Origin of the sequence: Methanobacterium sp., from assembly GCF_038562635.1 — an archaeon.
In the GTDB taxonomy this organism is placed as follows: domain Archaea; phylum Methanobacteriota; class Methanobacteria; order Methanobacteriales; family Methanobacteriaceae; genus Methanobacterium_D.
In genome coordinates, this window is sequence record NZ_JBCFBO010000001.1 from 1,108,479 (window position 1) to 1,126,953 (window position 18,475).

Annotated in this window: 16 protein-coding genes; 5 read left to right on the forward strand and 11 right to left on the reverse strand. The window is 29.8% G+C overall.

Features of this window, described 5'->3' with window-relative positions; all coding sequences use genetic code 11:
- Window positions 1-106: 106 nt before the first annotated feature.
- From AAGU07_RS05535 to AAGU07_RS05555, 5 genes are all read right to left on the reverse strand, one after another.
- Window positions 107-1,600 (reverse strand): polysaccharide biosynthesis C-terminal domain-containing protein, encoded by a 1,494-nt coding sequence (locus AAGU07_RS05535; protein WP_342458149.1) that lies wholly within the window; start codon window positions 1,598-1,600, stop codon window positions 107-109.
- 32 nt (window positions 1,601-1,632) lie between these two features.
- Window positions 1,633-3,714 carry an alginate lyase family protein gene (locus tag AAGU07_RS05540; RefSeq protein WP_342458150.1) on the reverse strand — a complete coding sequence of 694 codons (2,082 nt, stop codon included), beginning with the start codon at window positions 3,712-3,714 and terminating at the stop codon, window positions 1,633-1,635.
- 100 nt (window positions 3,715-3,814) lie between these two features.
- Window positions 3,815-5,704 carry an asparagine synthase (glutamine-hydrolyzing) gene (gene asnB / locus AAGU07_RS05545; protein WP_342458151.1) on the reverse strand — a complete coding sequence of 630 codons (1,890 nt, stop codon included), beginning with the start codon at window positions 5,702-5,704 and terminating at the stop codon, window positions 3,815-3,817.
- Window positions 5,705-5,719: 15 nt separating this feature from the next.
- Window positions 5,720-6,865 carry a glycosyltransferase family 4 protein gene (locus AAGU07_RS05550; protein WP_342458152.1) on the reverse strand — a complete coding sequence of 382 codons (1,146 nt, stop codon included), beginning with the start codon at window positions 6,863-6,865 and terminating at the stop codon, window positions 5,720-5,722.
- A 128-nt stretch (window positions 6,866-6,993) separates the two neighbouring features.
- Window positions 6,994-7,944 (reverse strand): glycosyltransferase family 2 protein, encoded by a 951-nt coding sequence (locus tag AAGU07_RS05555; RefSeq protein WP_342458153.1) that lies wholly within the window; start codon window positions 7,942-7,944, stop codon window positions 6,994-6,996.
- Between the two features lie 43 nt (window positions 7,945-7,987).
- On the opposite strand from AAGU07_RS05555, the gene wecB reads away from it, so the two are divergent.
- Window positions 7,988-9,070: a UDP-N-acetylglucosamine 2-epimerase (non-hydrolyzing) gene (gene wecB / locus AAGU07_RS05560; RefSeq protein ID WP_342458154.1), complete on the forward strand. Its 1,083-nt coding sequence runs from the start codon at window positions 7,988-7,990 to the stop codon at window positions 9,068-9,070.
- Here wecB and AAGU07_RS05565 read toward each other — a convergent pair.
- From AAGU07_RS05565 to AAGU07_RS05575, 3 genes are all read right to left on the reverse strand, one after another.
- Window positions 9,067-9,708: an acyltransferase gene (locus AAGU07_RS05565; protein ID WP_342458155.1), complete on the reverse strand. Its 642-nt coding sequence runs from the start codon at window positions 9,706-9,708 to the stop codon at window positions 9,067-9,069. The genes wecB and AAGU07_RS05565 overlap by 4 nt on opposite strands.
- 436 nt (window positions 9,709-10,144) lie before the next feature.
- The gene (locus AAGU07_RS05570; protein ID WP_342458156.1) at window positions 10,145-10,807 is read right to left on the reverse strand and encodes a hypothetical protein; all 663 of its coding nucleotides are present in this window, start codon (window positions 10,805-10,807) and stop codon (window positions 10,145-10,147) included.
- A 129-nt stretch (window positions 10,808-10,936) separates the two neighbouring features.
- Complete coding sequence (locus AAGU07_RS05575) at window positions 10,937-11,506, reverse strand: hypothetical protein (protein ID WP_342458157.1); 570 nt, start codon at window positions 11,504-11,506, stop codon at window positions 10,937-10,939.
- Window positions 11,507-11,663: 157 nt separating this feature from the next.
- On the opposite strand from AAGU07_RS05575, the gene AAGU07_RS05580 reads away from it, so the two are divergent.
- Window positions 11,664-13,877, forward strand: a complete 2,214-nt coding sequence (locus AAGU07_RS05580; RefSeq protein ID WP_342458158.1) for an STT3 domain-containing protein — start codon at window positions 11,664-11,666, stop codon at window positions 13,875-13,877.
- 19 nt (window positions 13,878-13,896) lie between these two features.
- Here the strand turns inward: AAGU07_RS05580 and AAGU07_RS05585 are convergent, their stop codons facing one another.
- Together AAGU07_RS05585 and AAGU07_RS05590 are read right to left on the reverse strand one after the other, a co-directional pair.
- Window positions 13,897-14,070 (reverse strand): class III signal peptide-containing protein, encoded by a 174-nt coding sequence (locus tag AAGU07_RS05585; protein ID WP_342458159.1) that lies wholly within the window; start codon window positions 14,068-14,070, stop codon window positions 13,897-13,899.
- Window positions 14,071-14,100: 30 nt separating this feature from the next.
- A complete protein-coding gene (locus tag AAGU07_RS05590; RefSeq protein ID WP_342458160.1) occupies window positions 14,101-14,292 on the reverse strand; it encodes a class III signal peptide-containing protein in 192 nt (63 codons plus the stop codon).
- Between the two features lie 251 nt (window positions 14,293-14,543).
- On the opposite strand from AAGU07_RS05590, the gene AAGU07_RS05595 reads away from it, so the two are divergent.
- A complete protein-coding gene (locus AAGU07_RS05595; RefSeq protein ID WP_342458161.1) occupies window positions 14,544-15,107 on the forward strand; it encodes a hypothetical protein in 564 nt (187 codons plus the stop codon).
- 225 nt (window positions 15,108-15,332) lie between these two features.
- On the opposite strand, the gene AAGU07_RS05600 is transcribed toward AAGU07_RS05595, so the two are convergent.
- Window positions 15,333-15,527 (reverse strand): class III signal peptide-containing protein, encoded by a 195-nt coding sequence (locus AAGU07_RS05600; protein WP_342459345.1) that lies wholly within the window; start codon window positions 15,525-15,527, stop codon window positions 15,333-15,335.
- A 202-nt stretch (window positions 15,528-15,729) separates the two neighbouring features.
- On the opposite strand from AAGU07_RS05600, the gene AAGU07_RS05605 reads away from it, so the two are divergent.
- Window positions 15,730-16,881, forward strand: a complete 1,152-nt coding sequence (locus AAGU07_RS05605; protein ID WP_342458162.1) for a UDP-N-acetylglucosamine--N-acetylmuramyl-(pentapeptide) pyrophosphoryl-undecaprenol N-acetylglucosamine transferase — start codon at window positions 15,730-15,732, stop codon at window positions 16,879-16,881.
- A 400-nt stretch (window positions 16,882-17,281) separates the two neighbouring features.
- Window positions 17,282-18,466 carry a hypothetical protein gene (locus tag AAGU07_RS05610; protein WP_342458163.1) on the forward strand — a complete coding sequence of 395 codons (1,185 nt, stop codon included), beginning with the start codon at window positions 17,282-17,284 and terminating at the stop codon, window positions 18,464-18,466.
- Window positions 18,467-18,475: the final 9 nt, after the last annotated feature.

The window sequence follows — 18,475 nt, forward strand, 5'->3', positions numbered from 1 at the left end:
AAGTTCAAATTAAATAAAATGATAATCTTGAAATTTTTAGATACATACTATCATGATTTACCTTTTAAAATTAACATATATAACTAAATAAAATTTTCTAAATAAATTATCTCCTATTTTTAACAATTTTATAAATTGTTTCTTTAATAAGAAAAGTTTCTTCATCTCTAAACTCTTTAACAGCGAAAAGTATCAAAAGATATAATATAATTCCTATTAAAATTTCGACAATTAAATGTATTATCTGAGATGTGGCAAAAAACTGATTTATAATATATAAAATTAAGCCCATAACTGCCGAAGAAAAGACAATTTTAATAAACGATTTAAATTGAAAGTCTAACTTAAGATATGAACGTGAAAACACCATAATTAGCGATAAAAGTATTAAATAAGAGATAAAAGTACTAATTGCAGCTCCTATAAATCCATAATTAGGAATAAAGATGAAATTAGTTATTATATTGAAGAAACCAGCGATCAATACTATTATAGCAATTATATGAGTCTTATTATTAAGTAATAGACCTAACTGGGCCCACCACTGTAGCCCAAGCAATAAAGCGCCGAACACTACTAATGGAATAATTATATAACCTCCATAATATGCAGGAGAAGTTATAACTTCTATTATTGGTTTAGATAATATACTTAAACCAACAGCCACTGGAAAGCCTATTAAAAGATAGTATCTCGTTAATTTACCTATATAATCCTGAGTAGGTATTTTTCCTTTAGTTTCCCATATTTTCACCAGGGCAGGATAACTTGCTAACATAAATAAATTTAGCAAAATAGTCATTGTCATTTCACTTAGTGTATAACTTGCAGAATAGATGCCTACCTGAGCACTGCCCCAGTAAAATCCCAGAACATATCTATCAAAAAAACTAAGAATCCATGCAGCCAAGTTTGTAATAGCCACTGGAAAGCCGTATTTAACCAATTTCATGAAAATAGGTCTTGAAAACCCTTTACCAAAATATTTACCTTCAAATGCATATTTATAAATGAAGGGCAATAATAAGATGAATGATATCATATAGCCCCACATAATGCCCATTATATTCATTTTAAACACTAAAATTAAAATTATGCTGAATAAAAATCCCAAAATAGATTGAAAGGATACAAAAAAGCTATAAATGCCTGAATTTTCTTTTGCAACCAATATTCTACCTGAAATAAAAAAAGCAGTTGTAAATATAAACAATGGCACTCCCGCTAGCATTAAATTATATAAATTAGAATCAATTTCATGTTGAATTATATATAAAACCAACAAAGAAATTATAGTTAGTACTGCTGCTAAAAATAAATATAATACTATTAATGAATCATAAAATGATTTTAATTTTTCATGTAATTTATAAACGCTGAAAAATCTTACTGTAGAATCTCCACAAATAGAATTTATGATTATGGATAAAACATTGACAACAGAAATCACTAAAATGTAATTACCATAACTGGTAGGGTCAAAAATCTTTGAAAGAAATGGTATAGTTAAGAATCCAACCAATGCAGGTATAAATGAAGATGGAGAATATTTCAAAAAATTCTTAATAAATTTTATAATTGAAACTCCTTCACCGCCCATATTTGACCCTTCAGAATTAAAAAAACGCTTAATTAAATCATAATATTATTTTTATCCTCAAAATCAGATAAGATTTCTTCTAAATCATCTTTTTTCTTAAATGGTATTATTAAGTTTGAAAAAATTGTTTCTCCCTTTGCTTCTTTCGAATATTTTAAAACTGGAGCTTTAATTTTCTTACCGTAACTTGGAGATATATTCTCTTCTAAAACCTCAACACTTAAACTTTCTATTTCCAGCGGAATAATTGCTATATTAGCTTTTTTATTCATACTTATAAAACTATATGGAAGATCATATGGTTCTAATTTCATTGGTGCTAAATGCAAGTGCAAATCAAATAGGTGTTCATCTTTACCATTCAAAATATCTTTTATAAACCAGAAGCCCTTTTCTTTATTGAAAATAATCTGTCTTCTATGAATTACTGGATCTTTCAACCTTTTATAACCATAGTGTTCCCCATCGAAAAAATCTTCTTGATCATCAATTTTCCAATTTAAAATTCTGGTTTTCGCTTCAGTACCAAGGTAAAAAAGGTCATTGTTAAAAGTGTTTTGTTCTTCACAATCTACTTTTACTGTGTTATGATACTGAGTACTCCTAAATAAATTTCGTATTCTTTTATCTGATGTGTATATATATGATCCCGGATCAATTATGAAACTTTTATCATGTGCAAATAATTCAAAACTCAACGCACTGTTATGTCTATGACCCTGTAAATATTTAGGATTAGGTGAAGATGCTTCAATTATCATATACATATCTTTATGACGCATTATGTGAAAACCTGAATTTTCAAATGATTTTGATCCGAAAGCAGGATAATTATTGGTATTTGGTTTTTCTAGCCCTCCTAATAACCAAAAAGCCTCCTCATCAAATTCATGGTTCATTAATTTAAAATCATTTCTCCCAAAAAGACCTGCACCAAGTGATAATAGATACCTATGGTCCTGCTTATCCCATCCAAAATAGTTACTTAAAATGTGAAATCTACCATCATCACAATCTCCAATTTGAGGTGCAGAACCATCTGGTTTTGTATAATACAAAATAAAGTCAAACATTCTTTCCAAACGATCCATATAAGATTTAGGGAGTTGAATATTGTTCTTTAAACATAATAACGTTGTAGAAACAAAAATTTCAGTGGTTAAACGATGGTAATTAATAGATAATTCTGTATTGACACCATCTGGAAAAACTTGATAATCTAATTCTTCAATTAAAGCAGAAATGCCTTTTTTGAGCCATTCCTTTCCTTCGTTACTTTCCTGAAAAAAAATACCTAGATAAACTAAACCTGCAATATTAGAGAGATAATGATTTCCGCGAATTTCACCAAATTCCAGATTATTCATTATATGCCTACCATGTAAATAAAGGCTTTTTAAAAATTCAATTTTAAATTCTTCAGTTAATAAATTTGATTTTGAAAAGAAATAGTAACCCCATATCCAATTTACAGCCCTTATAGCCACATCCATAGTACAAGTCCAATTAACACCTAACTCTACAGGATTGTTTTTGATCCAGCTTTTTATTTGTTTTATGAACTCTTTTACGTATTTTTCGTCTTCCGTGTACCAGAATGCTTTTCCAATAGTTACAATGTGTTGAAATCTACTTAGTTCCCATGGAATTTTAACATCTGCATTTATTCCTTTTTCAATGTATTTCAGGTGATTAACTGTACCCAAATAATATTCATCGAAATTCCATTGATAATTACTTTTAAAATCGCAATTCCAATCTATATCTTCACCAATTATTCTTTCTCCAGAACCAAGGAAATCAAAAACATGATTGCATATTTTATCAGCATCATCCAAACATTTACTGATTAACTCAGGATACCTACTAATTTCTGAAAGTATCTCTTCTTTTTTCTCAGTATTAATGTGAAATTTAGGTTCTTTCCTAAATAAAAGTTCATTTGTTGAGCGATAGTTCATTATATTAAGAAAATTTTTATCAGAGATTTTTATCGGATTAATCTTTATGGCTTTTTCTCTCATTTTTATTTTTGTAAACCTAAAAATAATTAAAAATGGCCTTAAAACTGACTTTATAATCTCTAAAAATTTGGTTGATTCTATATTATTCATACTATCAAAGATATTTGTTTTTAGTGATACTCAATAACTATATCTAAAAATATTGAATCATTAAACATATTTTATCAATTTCTCTTTAATTTTATATGTATTATAGTTCTTTTTCTTCAATCCAGTAGTTATACCAAAGAACAAAGTTAAACAAAACCCATATCTTTAAGCCTTCATTTCTTTCAAATAATCTTTCTATGGCATCTGCATTTAAAAAATTAGTTTTTGCACAAAAATCCATTATTTTTTCCCTACTTTCTTTGCCTAACTTATCAAAAAACCATTCGTAAATAGGCACGCTAAATCCTTGTTTTTTCCTATCAATAACTTCATTAGGTATTATTCCCCTAATAGCCTTTTTAAGAATGTATTTAAGCTCCCCATCCTTAGTCTTAATACCTTCAGAAATAGACATAGCCGTTTCAACAAATTTATGATCTAAAAAAGGTACCCTAGTTTCCAATGAAACCGCCATACTCATTTTATCAACCCTCATCAATAACAATTCAGGTAATCGCAAATTAAGATCTAAATAGCTCATCCAGTTAAGAGAACTCTTTTCCAAGGCATTGTTTTGAAAATTAATTAAAATTTCTTTTATAATTTCATAAGAAGAGTAATTATCAAACTTTTTCCTGAGACGAGGGGATAATATCCTTTCTTTCTCTCCCTCAGTAAAAGCTTCAGCTCCGCCCCAGAAAATAGTTTGATTTGATTTACTACGCCTTATTTTTTCATAAAATATTCCCGGATCTTTTTTTATCAATGAAATACCTTTTAAAGCTAAATTTTTGATAAAATTGGGCAAATATTTCATTTTACGTTCCATATAAATTGTTTCTTTCCATTCAGGATATCCCCAAAAAAGTTCATCACTTCCCTCACCTACTTGACAGACTGCTACTCCATGTTCTTTTGCAAGTTTTGAAACGTAATAAACAGGTACACAAACAGGATCAGCAATAGGTTCATCCTGATAATAGATCATATCCTCTATAAAACTAAACAAATCATCTATTCCTATTTCCTGTTCATAATGATCCGAATCTATAAAATCAGATATTATGCGTGCATACTCAAATTCGTTAGAATAAGTATCAAAATTCCCTTCATAACCTATAGAAAATGTTTTTATGGGACTATTTTCTCCTTCAGAAAATAGAACTGCATTTAAACTAGAATCTATCCCACCAGAAAGGAAAACACCCATGGGAACATCACTTAGTTTATGTATTTTTACAGATTCAGTAAGTTCATTTATTATTTCATTGGTACTTTGATCTTCATTTTTAGATGATTCTTTAACATGATCAAAAACATCCCAGTATCTTTTGGTTGTCATGTTTCCTTTTTTATCTAATTTTAGCCAAAATCCACCAGGTAGCTTTTTAATACCTTCAAAAAGCGTGTCAGGAGCAGGAGTTGTAAGGAACGTAAGATAATTATAGAATGCAGTTTCATTTACTTTTCGAGGTATTTCTGAATTGGCAAGTATAGCTTTTATTTCAGATGCAAAAAATAGCTTATCATCATTATAAGTGTAATAAAGTGGTTTAATGCCTATTCTATCCCTTACTAAAAACAATTCCTCATTTTTACTATCCCATAATGCAAAAGCGAACATTCCTCTTAAATCATTTACACAATCGATTCCCTTTTCTTCATATAAATGAACAATAACTTCCGTATCACTTTCTGATCTGAAAAAATGCCCATTATTTATTAATTCCTCACGAAGATGCCTGTAATTATATATTTCTCCATTGAACGTTATCCATATAGTTTTATCTTCATTCGACATTGGCTGCTTAGCTTTTTCAGATAAATCTATTATTTTTAACCTTCTATGCCCTAAACCAACTTTCTTATTTTGAGAAAGATATACTCCAGCACCATCCGGACCCCTGTGTACCATAGTGTCTCGCATAGATACAAGTTTACTTTCAGATAAGTCTTCGTTAAAACTGACAATACCGCAAATTCCACACATGAAAATCCTCTTTAATTAGGTTATAAGATCATAAACATTTTTTAACTTTTCAGCAGATTTATCCCAACTGTACTGATTTAAAATAGTTTTTCGAGCATTTTTTGCTATTTTAGAATTATTACTTTCCAGAGCTGTGATTAAAGAATTCTTAAATGAATCAAAATTACCCTTTTCAAAAAGGTATCCATTTTTTTCATTTTTTATAACTTCTGTAATTCCCCCTACATTACTTCCCAGAACTACACTTTCCGTGGACATAGCTTCTAAAAGCTTCAAAGGAGTAATTAATTCAGATGAAATATTTGAAGGGCGCGGAATAACAAAGACATCAGAAAGTTGATAATATTGAGGCATAAGATCATGATTTACAGTTGGTATTACTTTTATTTGAGGGTAATCATTGGAAAGCTTATGAATTTCATCACAATAAGGACCTTGACCCATAAAAACAAATGAAATTTGATGGTTACTTTCAATTATAGATATTGCTGATTTGATTAACATATCCATACCATTAATGCCATCCAAATAACCGGCATACATAACAATTTTTTCAGGATTGCCTAATTTTTCCTTTAGAGACTCGTTTAAATGAGAATCTTGAGGTTTAAATTTTTCATTATTAACTCCGTTATTTATTACTGAAATTTTCTCTTCAGTGATTTCATATTGATCTTGTACCCATTTTTTTAGAGAATTTGTAAGAGTTATAATATGAGAAGCAGATTTTAATATTTTTAGTACCTTAAAAAGATAGAAACTGTAAAAACTATTTATGTCTTCAGTAGGATGAGCCTCAATTATAAGTGGTTTATTGAACTTTCTATGTTGCCTGTATGCAGATTCCATATAAGGGTATATACTACGTGATTGGATTATATCAAAATGCATCCTTTTTGTTTCGTTGAAAATCATTTTTTGATGATAGTACTGCTTTAATACAGGTAATTTCCAAATTGGATCCTGTGAAAATGATGGTACTCTCTTTATTTCTATATTCTGGATTCTTTCACTTTTTAATTTAAAATATTCTCCATTAACTTTCCTGTTTGGAGTTATAACAGATAAATTATAGGGTACCCTAGATAAAAGATTATATAAACGAATGCTTGAACCAGTATAATCTGGAAGAAAAGTACTATGAAGAACAAGAATATTCAATTTTACCACCTTAATACCTTTTTTTATAAAATATTAAATTAACTCTCCATTTTAGACAGATCCCGCCAGTTGCTTAGCACCAAAAATATTAAAATTACAATTAAGAAAATAATTTAATAAATCACTAATTATTTCAATCTCTTTCTCAAAAGATTATTCTCTTTCTGGACTATATAAATTTCCCGTTTAAGAAGACTTATTTGAGTAGCAACAAACCCAAAAATCAATATTTGAATCCCCGATATTAACATCAATACCATAAACAGCATTAAAGGGCGATTAGGATCTAATATACCTGCCAAATATTGATAAAAAAGATATATTGCACTTATTCCACCAATAAAAAATACAAAAGCACCTACAGCCCCAAATAGCATCATTGGCTTTTCATGGAATGAAAATAGAACATGTGAAATCGTTTTAGCCCTAAATTTAAGTTTTGATTGGCCTAATTCTCGGCCTTCAAGTAGTGCAGGTATCTCTTTGATTTTAAACTTAGTTGCGCTTGCTTTTGATAAAATTTCAAGGTTAATATCTGTGCCATTTGATTCTAATTCTAATGAATCTATAACTTCTCTCTTATAAGCGCGTAAAACCCCCGTAACAGTGCTTAAATTTTCAGCCATGGAAAATCCAACAAACTTGTTAGCTGCCCTACTTATAAATAATCTTAAAAAGGGGACATTACTAACTCCTCCCCCTTCCATATAAGGGGAACCTACCACAATATCTACAGTACCATCAGCTAAAAGTTCATCTACAAGTTTAGGGATATGATCAGGTTTATAACTCAAATCCGCATCAACTGTAACAATTATATCACCCTCAGAACTATCAAATCCGGTTCTTATTGATCTACCCATTCCCATATTTACAGAATGCTGTAAAATCCTTATATTAGGATTATTAAATGAGAATTCACTGGCTAATTTAAAGGTATCATCAGCACTGCCATCATCAACAGCGATAATTTCATAATTATCATAAATTTTTAAAACATCATTAACTCTAGCCAGAGTATTTAATGCATTTTCCTCCTCATTATACATGGGAATAATCACTGAAATTTTCATGATCATGGTGTGGAAAGGCTTATTTATATTTTTTTCCCAACTAATCTACATGAAAATTGCAACAATACTCGGAACAAGGCCAGAAATAATTAAACTTTCTCCTCTTATGCCTCTACTTGATGAGGAATTTAACCATATCATTATTCATACCGGGCAGCATTACTCGTATAACATGGATAAAATATTTTTTGATGAATTAAACCTGCGAAATTGTGATTATATTCTTAACATTGGATCGGGGACACATGCAACCCAAACAGGGAAAATGATAATAGAAATTGAAAAAGTACTTCTAAAAGAGAGGCCGGACCTTGTAGTTGTTCAAGGAGATACAAACTCTACCCTTGCAGGTGCAATCACAGCTTCAAAACTCAACATCAATACAGCACATGTTGAAGCAGGTTGTAGATCATTTGATAAGAAAATGCCTGAAGAAATAAACCGTATTCTTGTCGATCACTGTTCTGATATTTTATTTGCGCCAGATATCAATGCCATTAATAATTTAACTGCAGAAGGGATACAAAAAAATAGTTTTTATCTTGTAGGGAATACATCTATAGATGCTTGTTTACGTGTAGCTGGCTTATTCAATTTAAGTAAATTAAAAGAATTAAATTTAAAAAAGCAGGATTATGTAGTATTAACTGTTCACAGGCAGGAAAATACAGAATATAATACATTAAAAGAAATTATAAACGCGATGAATTTAATTTCTGAACAAATCAAAATCATATTTCCAGTTCACTTAAGGACTAAAAAAATTATCGAAGCTCATGATATCCAAATAAGCGAGAATATTTTGTTAATCGATCCTACAGGTTACAAAGATTTCATAGGACTCTTAGCAAATTCAAAATTTGTAATGACTGATTCTGGAGGAATACAAGAAGAATGTGGAGTTTTAGATGTTCCATGTTTAATTTTAAGAGAAAATACTGAATGGGAATATCTTGTAGATCTCGGGAAAAACCTGTTGATTGGGACAAATTATAAAAATATTACAAGTACTGTGAATGATCTACTTACAAATAATTGGAAATTAGAAGAAATGAGGAATATTAAAGTACCTATTAAAAGAAAAGTATCAGAAAAAATAGTTTCTATTCTAAAAACATATGATACTCCTTAAATTTTGTTTAAAGTTTTAAGATGTTTTGAGAGAGGTTTAATTCTAGCTGGAGAACCTATAGCAAGCGAAAATGGAGGTACATCTCTCGTTACAATAGCTCCTGCAGCTATCATAGCCCCCTCTCCAATTTCAATATCCGATAAAAAAGTGGAATTCGCACCAATCGAAGCTCCTTCTCGAATGGTCGGCCCTTTGAGATCATAATCAATCCTTATAGGATACCTATCATTTGTAAAGCAAGTGCATGGCCCAATAAAAACATGATCCTCAATTATCATATTTATAGGGATATAAACATTTGATTGAATGCTAACATTATTCCCTATATCACAATGCCCTTCTATAACTGAATTAGTTCCTATAAGAACATTATTACCAATTCGAGTCTTTTCTCTAATTACGGCACCATGACCCGTCTTAAAATCATTTCCAATGCAAACATCATCATATATAACTGTATTTGAGCGGATGACTGCATTTTTTCCAATAACTGGAGATTTAGATCTTAGTTTATATTTTACACCAATAGTTACATTTTCCTGAACACTGGAATTTCCATTAATTTTAGTACCAGATCCTAAAACATTTCTAAATTTTGGTGAATTTTCAGACCCTAAAATGTTTTTAAAAAATGACATTATTTCGCTCCAAGTTTGGATTGAAGATTTATTTATTGATCATATATTATCTAAAACACATAATCATTAACAGAATATTTATAATTCTATTTAATTGGATTATATTATTTGCTTGGTATACATAAGTATTTATATTTTTTTTATTCAGTGAATAGACATTTATTCAAGGCAATAGTAAGAAAGAATTACATATTGTGATTATTTGATCCATCCAAATCTTTGTATTAAATTATAAAGAATTATGTAACTAAATCCAACTTACAGATATTTCTAATATTTTGAACCTAAACTCAAAATATACTGTCCTTTTTCCTGTCCATAAATGATATTTTATCTACCTCTTCAATCTATCACAATTAATAAAATAAAAAGTCTTATATTTTTAATTAATAATTTTAATAATCAAACCTAGCTAAAATTAGAATCTCAACTTGATTCAATTATCTTTCTGATTTAATAAACTATAACTGATTATTTTTAATAAAAATGCATTATAACAGTTATAATTACTCAAATTATACCTATAAATGCATTTTGTCATCCGAAAAGCCCAGTTTCCTGCATAATATAGTTTATAGCCTTCATTATGCAATTCTCTTATTTTATCAAGTGGTGCTAAGTATACATATTTCACATTTTTTTGTGAATTTAAATGTTCTTTAATCTCAAAATAATTGAAACCAACCATTCCAATTAAGCTACGATTTTTAGCTGATGTTTCATATAAATAGCAGACAGAAGGCAGATATTCACTTGTAATTATAACTGAATCACGGATATTAGCATCAACAATTTTCTGAGATTGAACCAATAACGTATTTTTATATTTCCCATCTTCAATAACCCGTCCATTTTCAGATATATTACATGGATTATCAAGTGAAAACAGAGAAACCACCGAATTCAACAGCAATAATACACAAAAAACCACGAAAAATTTCTTTTTACTTATATTATTCAACAATAAAAGTGCAAAAGGGATTGCAGGAATAATATAAGCTATTTCATAAGGTGCTTTAATGAATAAAGTTAAAATGAGCACAGTAGATAACAATAAAAATATTGTAAGGACATCTTTTTTTAAAAGATTATTGATCAAATTTTTTACTGAGGATATTAAAATCAACCCCAACATTATTAATGATAAAAATCCAAAATAATAGCTAAAATTAATGAATGTTACCAGTAAATCAACACCTTCAGGGTAGTATATTAAAAAGTTTAACCCCTACTGAATATATAATGGTAAAAACAGGAAGAATGCTGTTAAAAATGTCCCAATTACAAAATATAACATTTTAATCTTCTTATCTGCAATAAAGATAATGTATAAAAATGGAATAATTAAAATTACAGAGGTTATTCTTGATCCAACAGCCAGACCCATCATTAAGCCTGCAAGAGCATACTGCTTTCTTATGATAAAAAACCATGTAAGAAGAATAAATGCAAGCGCCCACATATAATCCATAGTAATGGCACTGTTTATCCATAAAATTGGTAAAAACGCATAAGTAACAACTAATAACCCTCCATTTTTTATATTTAACTCTTTTAAAATTCTGGCAAAAACATAAACTGAAATTAAAGACAAAATCATTGTTGCAGCATTTGTAGCCAGCCAGCCATAATTTATGATAAGTGAATTGAAAAACTCAGGAAAAGGATATCCTGGAAATCGTGAAGGGTGGTAAATACCAAAATAATGTAGATCAAATGCAGAACCTGCAATTCTCCATGCATCAGGATCAGACCCAAATCCTAGGTTCAGTAAATGAATTCTTGATAAAATAAACAAAAAACCTAAAACAAAAATATATGGGTTTTTTCTGTCCAGTCAAGATCTAAAAATTTTTAATATATTCTATTTTCTGCATTAAAAACTTCCCAAAATATTATCATTCTGATTATAAACTGGTCTAAATATTTATATAATTACTGCATAATATTAGCTGATGATTAAATTTACAAAAGATAATATAATTAAGTTATCAATTATATTACTCATATTCCTTGTTGGATTTTTCCTTAGAGCAGATAGTATTTATCTGCAGGGAATTTCTGATGACCAAAAAGCTTTTTATGAAGATCAAAACGGCATTCCTTATATGTATGAACTTGATTCATACTACAACTACAGGTTAACAGAAAATTACTTAGATCATGGCTATCTTGGAGATACAGTAGTAAATGGCAATGAATGGGATTTGCATTCTTACTACCCTCCAGGCGTGCCTCTGGACTATCCTCCACTCATTGTATATTTAGCAGCTTTTACTTATAAATTAGTTAATATATTCTTCCAAATCCCTCCTTCTACTGTCTGTTTCTGGATACCTGCATTTATAGGCCCCCTTGCTGGTGTGGTTGCTTATCTATTTGTAAGAAGATTTACTAATGAATACGGCGCCCTTGCAGCAGGAATACTCACAGTTACTGCCCCCCTTTATTTAGCCCGAACGGTTCCCGGATGGTTTGATACAGATATGTTTAACATAATATTCCCCCTTTTAGTCATGTGGTTTTTCTTTGAGGCTGTAGAAAGCAGAAACAATAAAATTCAAGTATTATTCACTCTTTTATCTGCATTTTCAATGTTCCTATTTTCAACAGCGTGGAACGGGTGGCAATACCTGTTTTACATAATTTCAGTATGTTGTGTTGTTTACATCATAAATGGAAAAATAAATGGTAATAATATAAAAAACATTTTTAATGTATTTATTCCATTTTTCATCGTTTCAATTGTTTTAATTTGCATAACAAATTTTTCAAATATCATTGATTTCATTTATGGCCCTTTAGAGCTAATTAAAATGAGTGGAAGTCAAAGCTCATGGTATCCTTGGCCAGATTTATATATTTCTATATCTGAACTCATGAAACCATCGATAGGAGAATTTATCGCCAAAGTAGGTCCTGTTTTATTTGGTTTAGGTATAATTGGCATTTTTTTAATTTTAAGGATTTTAATTAATAACCAGCTTAAAGAAAAATTTTTAAATAAAATGAACTGGTTCTTATATATTCTGATTGTAGTGTGGCTCATAGCCGGCCTTGTCTCCCTTGAAAAAGGAATTCGATTTATATTGTTACTCCTGCCTCCTTTGATAATTAGTGCAGGAATTATGGTTGGAATTTGTATAGAATACATCAATGCATCGAAAGGAAAAGAAATGCTTGTTAAATTTATGTGTTTAACTTTTATGGTTATAATCTTAATTCCAGCAGTTTTAAATGCATACGAAAGTTCTTCATTAACTCCAGGTGCTGACGATGATTTATGGAATAGTGCAGCATGGATTCAAAATAACACATCCAACAGTACAGTTATAATTACAGAATGGAGTTATGGACACTTTTTTTCAGCTATTGCAGATCGTCCTGTTGTTTTTGATGGGAGATCTGCATATATTGAAACTTTACCCCTGAGGCAATTCTACAATAATTCAACATTTAATCCACAATCTCCAAGCACTTCCAGAGAATACTGGATAGATATGGCATTTTGCACAAGTAATGAAAGTTTATCTACAGGGATTTTTAGAATGCTTTCAACTGGGGGAGATAGAGGGTACCTGGTTTTAGATAAATATACAGGAAACACCAGCAAAAGTGTTGAAATATTAGATAAAATTTTAGGTGTTAACAAGAGTTCAGCTATGAAAATACTGACAGATAATTACAAATTAAGCCAGGAAGGAGCTAAAGAAGTATTAAAATATACTCATTCAAATAATTCAAATCCATTTGTAGTTGTCACCTGCGATGACATGATAAACAAAGCCAAATGGACTTTTTATTTTGGGGAATGGGACTTGAATAAAAATAGTGGAAAAAATTATACTTACGCAGTAGGCACTCTCAATATTACTAATGGCAAAGTAAACACAGATAATAACATAACTGGGGATTTAACAACAGATAACATAACATGGAATGGAAAAGCACCTCACTCTGAAATTATAGTTAAGAACAACAAAATAGAAAAACACTACTTAAACAAAAACAGTGATTTTTGCATATTCTTGCTTACAGATATTAACAGATCAGTTGTATTAGATAGACACTTTGAAAATTCAATGTTTGCAAAATTAGTACTTGAAAAAAGCGGTTCAACGAACTTAAAACCAGTTTATAAAAACAAAAATGTGGTAGTCTGGAAATAAAAATTAAAAAATAGGATTTTTACATCTTATTAATTGTTGAATCCTTTGCAGCACCCACAACTGTGGATACATTACCTGCTACAGATTGAGATATATTAAATATCCAATTTCCTGCTACAATAACCAGTACTAATAATGCTCCCATTATGAGAATCATTTCAGCACTTATTTGAGCTTTTTCATCAATTAACATGTGTAAATTTCCTATTTTATAGCAATATCCTTATCCACTATATTGTGAGTTATTTGCTACGGAACTTCTAGATGTTGAAATATCACTAGCGGAATTCAAGTCGGTGTTCTGGAAGTATTGTCTGTAAATCAATAATGCAGCTATAGCTATAACGATGACACCACCGAAGAGTAAAATGTATTCAGCTGCTCCCTGACCACCTTCATCTTTTAAAAACTCCATAATACAGCACCTCCATTTTAATTATGCATTTTTTTCTATACTTTTAATCATATATAAACTATTTGCATAGTATTATTAAATCCCCATATCATAATAGATTATTTAATACTACCATATATCATCTCCATTCCTTTAAGTTTCTAATCTGTTCTATCACTTACTCTTAGTCCATATATCAGCATCACCACAGCATTAGTTTTTATATACTATTATGTGCATATTTTCACATATCAAATAAAAAGTGTTATCATATGTCGAAAAATCACAAACTAAAAGAGTTAACATTAAAAATAATTGGAGAAAACGAACTCTCCCGGAAGAAACTTTTAGAAGAAATCCGAAAACAGTCTAATATTTCCGATAAGACATTGAATGAAATTTTAATGTCATTTTTAAAGGAAGGGAAAATATACATAACCGGCTATGACTTTGATGTTTATGACGGCATTAAAAGGATACAATCCATAAAAGCAGATGGTATTATCTTCGGCGTGATAAAGACAGATCCCCTTGATATAAATATATTAATAAATCAATTAGAAAGTGATGATCCCGCTGAAGTAAAAGACGCATCCCATAAACTTAAAACTATTTTTAGAGGAAAAATGGATGAAATTAAAAATAGCGCATTCGAAGACTTGAATACAAATAATAAAGCTCTTCTATTTAACAGAATAATCTATTATTTAAATACTCAACCTCAAGATCAAAAAACCGTCCTAAAAAACAAACTGGCATGGAGCTTAAGCAGCGAAAAAGGATCAACAGACTTATTAAAAAATCTTATCAATTATATAGAGTCTCAAAATGAATAATCTCTTGTTTCATACGGTAATAAACTAAAATGTTTAGAAAATAGAATGGTGCAGATATTTTTTTAACAAAATAATTTTTATTTGATCCTAACCTGATAACTGTAAAAATTGGTATTGGCAATAAAAAGTATAAACTGAATTATTTGATTATCACAAATATTGATTATATCTAATTTCAAATGATATTAATAGTTTTATATCAAAAACATCTGCTATTTTTATAGTTTAACCACCATATTGTTTGTTACTTGCTACAGAATTTCTAGCATTTTGAGCATCAGCCGAACTGCTAATTGGAAGAGTACTATCAATATACTGCTTGTAAATCAATAATGCAGCTATAGCTATAACGATGACACCACCGAAGAGTAATATATATTCAGCTGCTCCCTGACCACCTTCATCTTTTAAAAACTCCAATATTAATACCTCCATTTATGCCTTACTTTATGAATTGCTTACATATTATATAAAAACTTTGCATACAGTATGATTATTAAAGATTTTATTAGTATTTTATATATTTTAGAGCTATGATGCATTAAAAAGAGATTATATATTTGTTAAATATGAAAATTAATTAAATTAAATTAATAAAAACCACTGAGAGGATTAATTAGTTATGAAAGTACTTTTTATGACCTGTGGAATAGGTATGGGTCATGTTTCGAGAGATATTACCCTTGCAAAAAAACTTGAAGAAAAAAATGTAGATGTTACTTTTGCAAGTTACGGATCGGGCTATGAAATGTTATCAAAGCAGGGAAATTATAAAATACTCAAATTACCAGACATACAGCTTTATGGAGGTAATGGTGAGCTTGATATTAAGTATACTGCTAAAAAATCAATTAATATGCCATTTATTTTCCTTAAAAGTATATACCATGAATCTAAAATCATAAAAGAACTTAAACCAGATCTTGTAATTGGTGATTCACATTATTCAGCCCCCATTACATGTAAAATGCTCAAAATACCCTGTATTTTGATAACAAATGAATTAACACTTAATTTTGCAGAGCTTTATCCAGATAGAAAAATTATTGAATATGCTGAAAACGGACTTAAAAGATTCATCGAGTATGTATCAAATCAGTGCGATGCTATTATAATCCCAGATATAGAAAATTCTATTGAGATACCCCCTAAATTAAGGGACATTACCACATTTACTGGCCCTTTCCTTAAAAGAAATCCTTCCCAAATTGAAGATAAAAATGAACTTAGAAAGAAATTAGGATTCCATGAAGATGATACAATAGTTCTTGTTACTGTTGGAGGAAGTAAATTTGGAAAAAAATTACTCAATCTAATAATTGATTCTGCAAAATGGATAGATTGTAATAAGATGATTATAGTAACAGGGCCACAGATATCATCTGATTTTATACTAGACTCAAATAAAATAGTAAAAAAAGAATTTTTAGATGATATTATGGAATGGATGAAGCTTTCTGATGTTGTAATAAGTCTTGCAGGCCATAACACTACAATGGAATTAGCTTCACTGGGTATTCCAAGCATACTTGTACCTATTGACAATCATTCAGAACAGATTAAAAATGCTTTAAATATGAAAAAATATGGAATATCTGCAGTAAAAAACATAAATGAATTAAATCCACAAGAATTTGCAGATGATATAAACAATATTTTACACGATGATGATTTAAAACAGGAAGCCAAAGTTGTCAAAAAAGAATTTTCTAAATACGACGGAAAAGAAAATGCGGCAAAAATTATTTTGAAATATGCAAAGCAAAAGAAGTAATTGATAGTCAGGCATAATTAATTAAACTTACAATTCTAGAAGTATCGTGTAATGATTTTATTGATTAAATTCAGTATTTCACCATTTCATTTAGATAGTAAAAATTTTTGCACCGAACTATATTTAGATTAATTAGTTTTCCAACTAAAATTCTAAATTAATCAACTATAACACTAATCTAATCATGTATCTAAACATTTAATCAATTAAAAACAAAAAGTTTAGAGTTTTTTGGTTAATTTTAATGAATTTAATTAAATTCAATTATGGATTTAATAGAATAGAGTAAATAAAAAGATTTTTATTGTAGTAATATTAATTAAAGCTTAGAGTGGGTATAAAGGGGCTCTTCATTATTGTAATAATAATGGATAAAAAAGATATGAGTTGGAGGCATCAAATGATTAATTTAATTATTACAGCTTTTGGGATCGTGTTAGTTATTGGGGGCATTTATGCTATGTACAATTGGGGATTTGCAACTCCTCCCAATATTTTAGCATTTTTTGTAGGACTTTTACTTGCAGTTGTAGGAATGGTGTTAGTAGTCCTATTTGCGGGCAAAGTAGAATCAGGGAACTTAACTGGACTTAAAATGCCTAAAAAAGAAGAACCTTCCAAAAACACAGGGAAAATCATGCCCAAAATGGATAAAAAAACAGATTTATCAATGAAAAAACCCACAATAGCCAAAAAACCACGGGAAACAGAAAATATTAGAAATAGAATAATTCCTGAAGCAGGAAATAGCACTGCAGAAAATAAAAAACAGATGATTCCGCGTAAAATCAATCCTAAACGAGTGCCTAAGAATCTAAAGGAACCTATCACAACTAAAGAAGCATTGGATGAGCCAAAAGCAGTTGGAGCTCAAAGCATCGCCAAAACAGCAGCGCCAATTGAAAAAAGTCCAGTAGTGCCCAGTAAAGCACCTGCAAAGTCTCCAAAAGCAGTAGAAAAGAAACCTAAACGAATTAAAAAGGTGAAACCTGTGAGGCCTACCTCAGATAACGAAGACGAGTTTGTAAAAAACAGATTGAACAGGTTAAAGGAAAGTTACATCCAAAATACCAAGGACATAGAAAATCTCATCGAGGAACGTCTAGATTCTTTCAAAGGCACATTAGACCAGATTAAATCAGAATCCAAAGATCCAAGCATAATATGGTCTTTTGATGCGGGTGAAGTACAGGAAACAATGAAAGATACCATTTTAAAGGCAAATAACCGCATATTAATGATGTATCCATGGATCCGTAATGTAGATGTAAGCGTTCTTAAAAGGTTTATGGAAACAGAAAGTAAAATGATTATACAGGAAGCAAGCATGGATGATGATGCATCAGTTGAGCTCATCAAGCTTTTAATGGAAAATAATGTAGAAATAAGGACCATGCCTCATGTTCATACAGTAGCAATCGTGTCAGATGAAGAAAATGGTTTAATAATCTCTACTGATCCTATATACGAGAGTTTCGAGGTAGGAGTAATTTATAAAGACCAGAAATCCATTGAAGAAATTGAAAGAATGTTTGAAGAAGCATGGGGCCTCTCACAGAGTATAGAATTAGGGATAACTCAATAAAACTTAAGG

Coding starts and splice junctions, on each gene's coding strand:
- AAGU07_RS05535 (WP_342458149.1), bottom strand. CDS start 1,600: ATGGGCGGTGAAGGAGTTTCAATTATAAAATTTATTAAGAATTTTTTG.
- AAGU07_RS05540 (WP_342458150.1), bottom strand. CDS start 3,714: ATGAATAATATAGAATCAACCAAATTTTTAGAGATTATAAAGTCAGTT.
- asnB (WP_342458151.1), bottom strand. CDS start 5,704: ATGTGTGGAATTTGCGGTATTGTCAGTTTTAACGAAGACTTATCTGAA.
- AAGU07_RS05555 (WP_342458153.1), bottom strand. CDS start 7,944: ATGATCATGAAAATTTCAGTGATTATTCCCATGTATAATGAGGAGGAA.
- wecB (WP_342458154.1), top strand. CDS start 7,988: ATGAAAATTGCAACAATACTCGGAACAAGGCCAGAAATAATTAAACTT.
- AAGU07_RS05565 (WP_342458155.1), bottom strand. CDS start 9,708: ATGTCATTTTTTAAAAACATTTTAGGGTCTGAAAATTCACCAAAATTT.
- AAGU07_RS05580 (WP_342458158.1), top strand. CDS start 11,664: ATGATTAAATTTACAAAAGATAATATAATTAAGTTATCAATTATATTA.
- AAGU07_RS05585 (WP_342458159.1), bottom strand. CDS start 14,070: ATGTTAATTGATGAAAAAGCTCAAATAAGTGCTGAAATGATTCTCATA.
- AAGU07_RS05590 (WP_342458160.1), bottom strand. CDS start 14,292: ATGGAGTTTTTAAAAGATGAAGGTGGTCAGGGAGCAGCTGAATACATT.
- AAGU07_RS05595 (WP_342458161.1), top strand. CDS start 14,544: ATGTCGAAAAATCACAAACTAAAAGAGTTAACATTAAAAATAATTGGA.
- AAGU07_RS05605 (WP_342458162.1), top strand. CDS start 15,730: ATGAAAGTACTTTTTATGACCTGTGGAATAGGTATGGGTCATGTTTCG.
- AAGU07_RS05610 (WP_342458163.1), top strand. CDS start 17,282: ATGATTAATTTAATTATTACAGCTTTTGGGATCGTGTTAGTTATTGGG.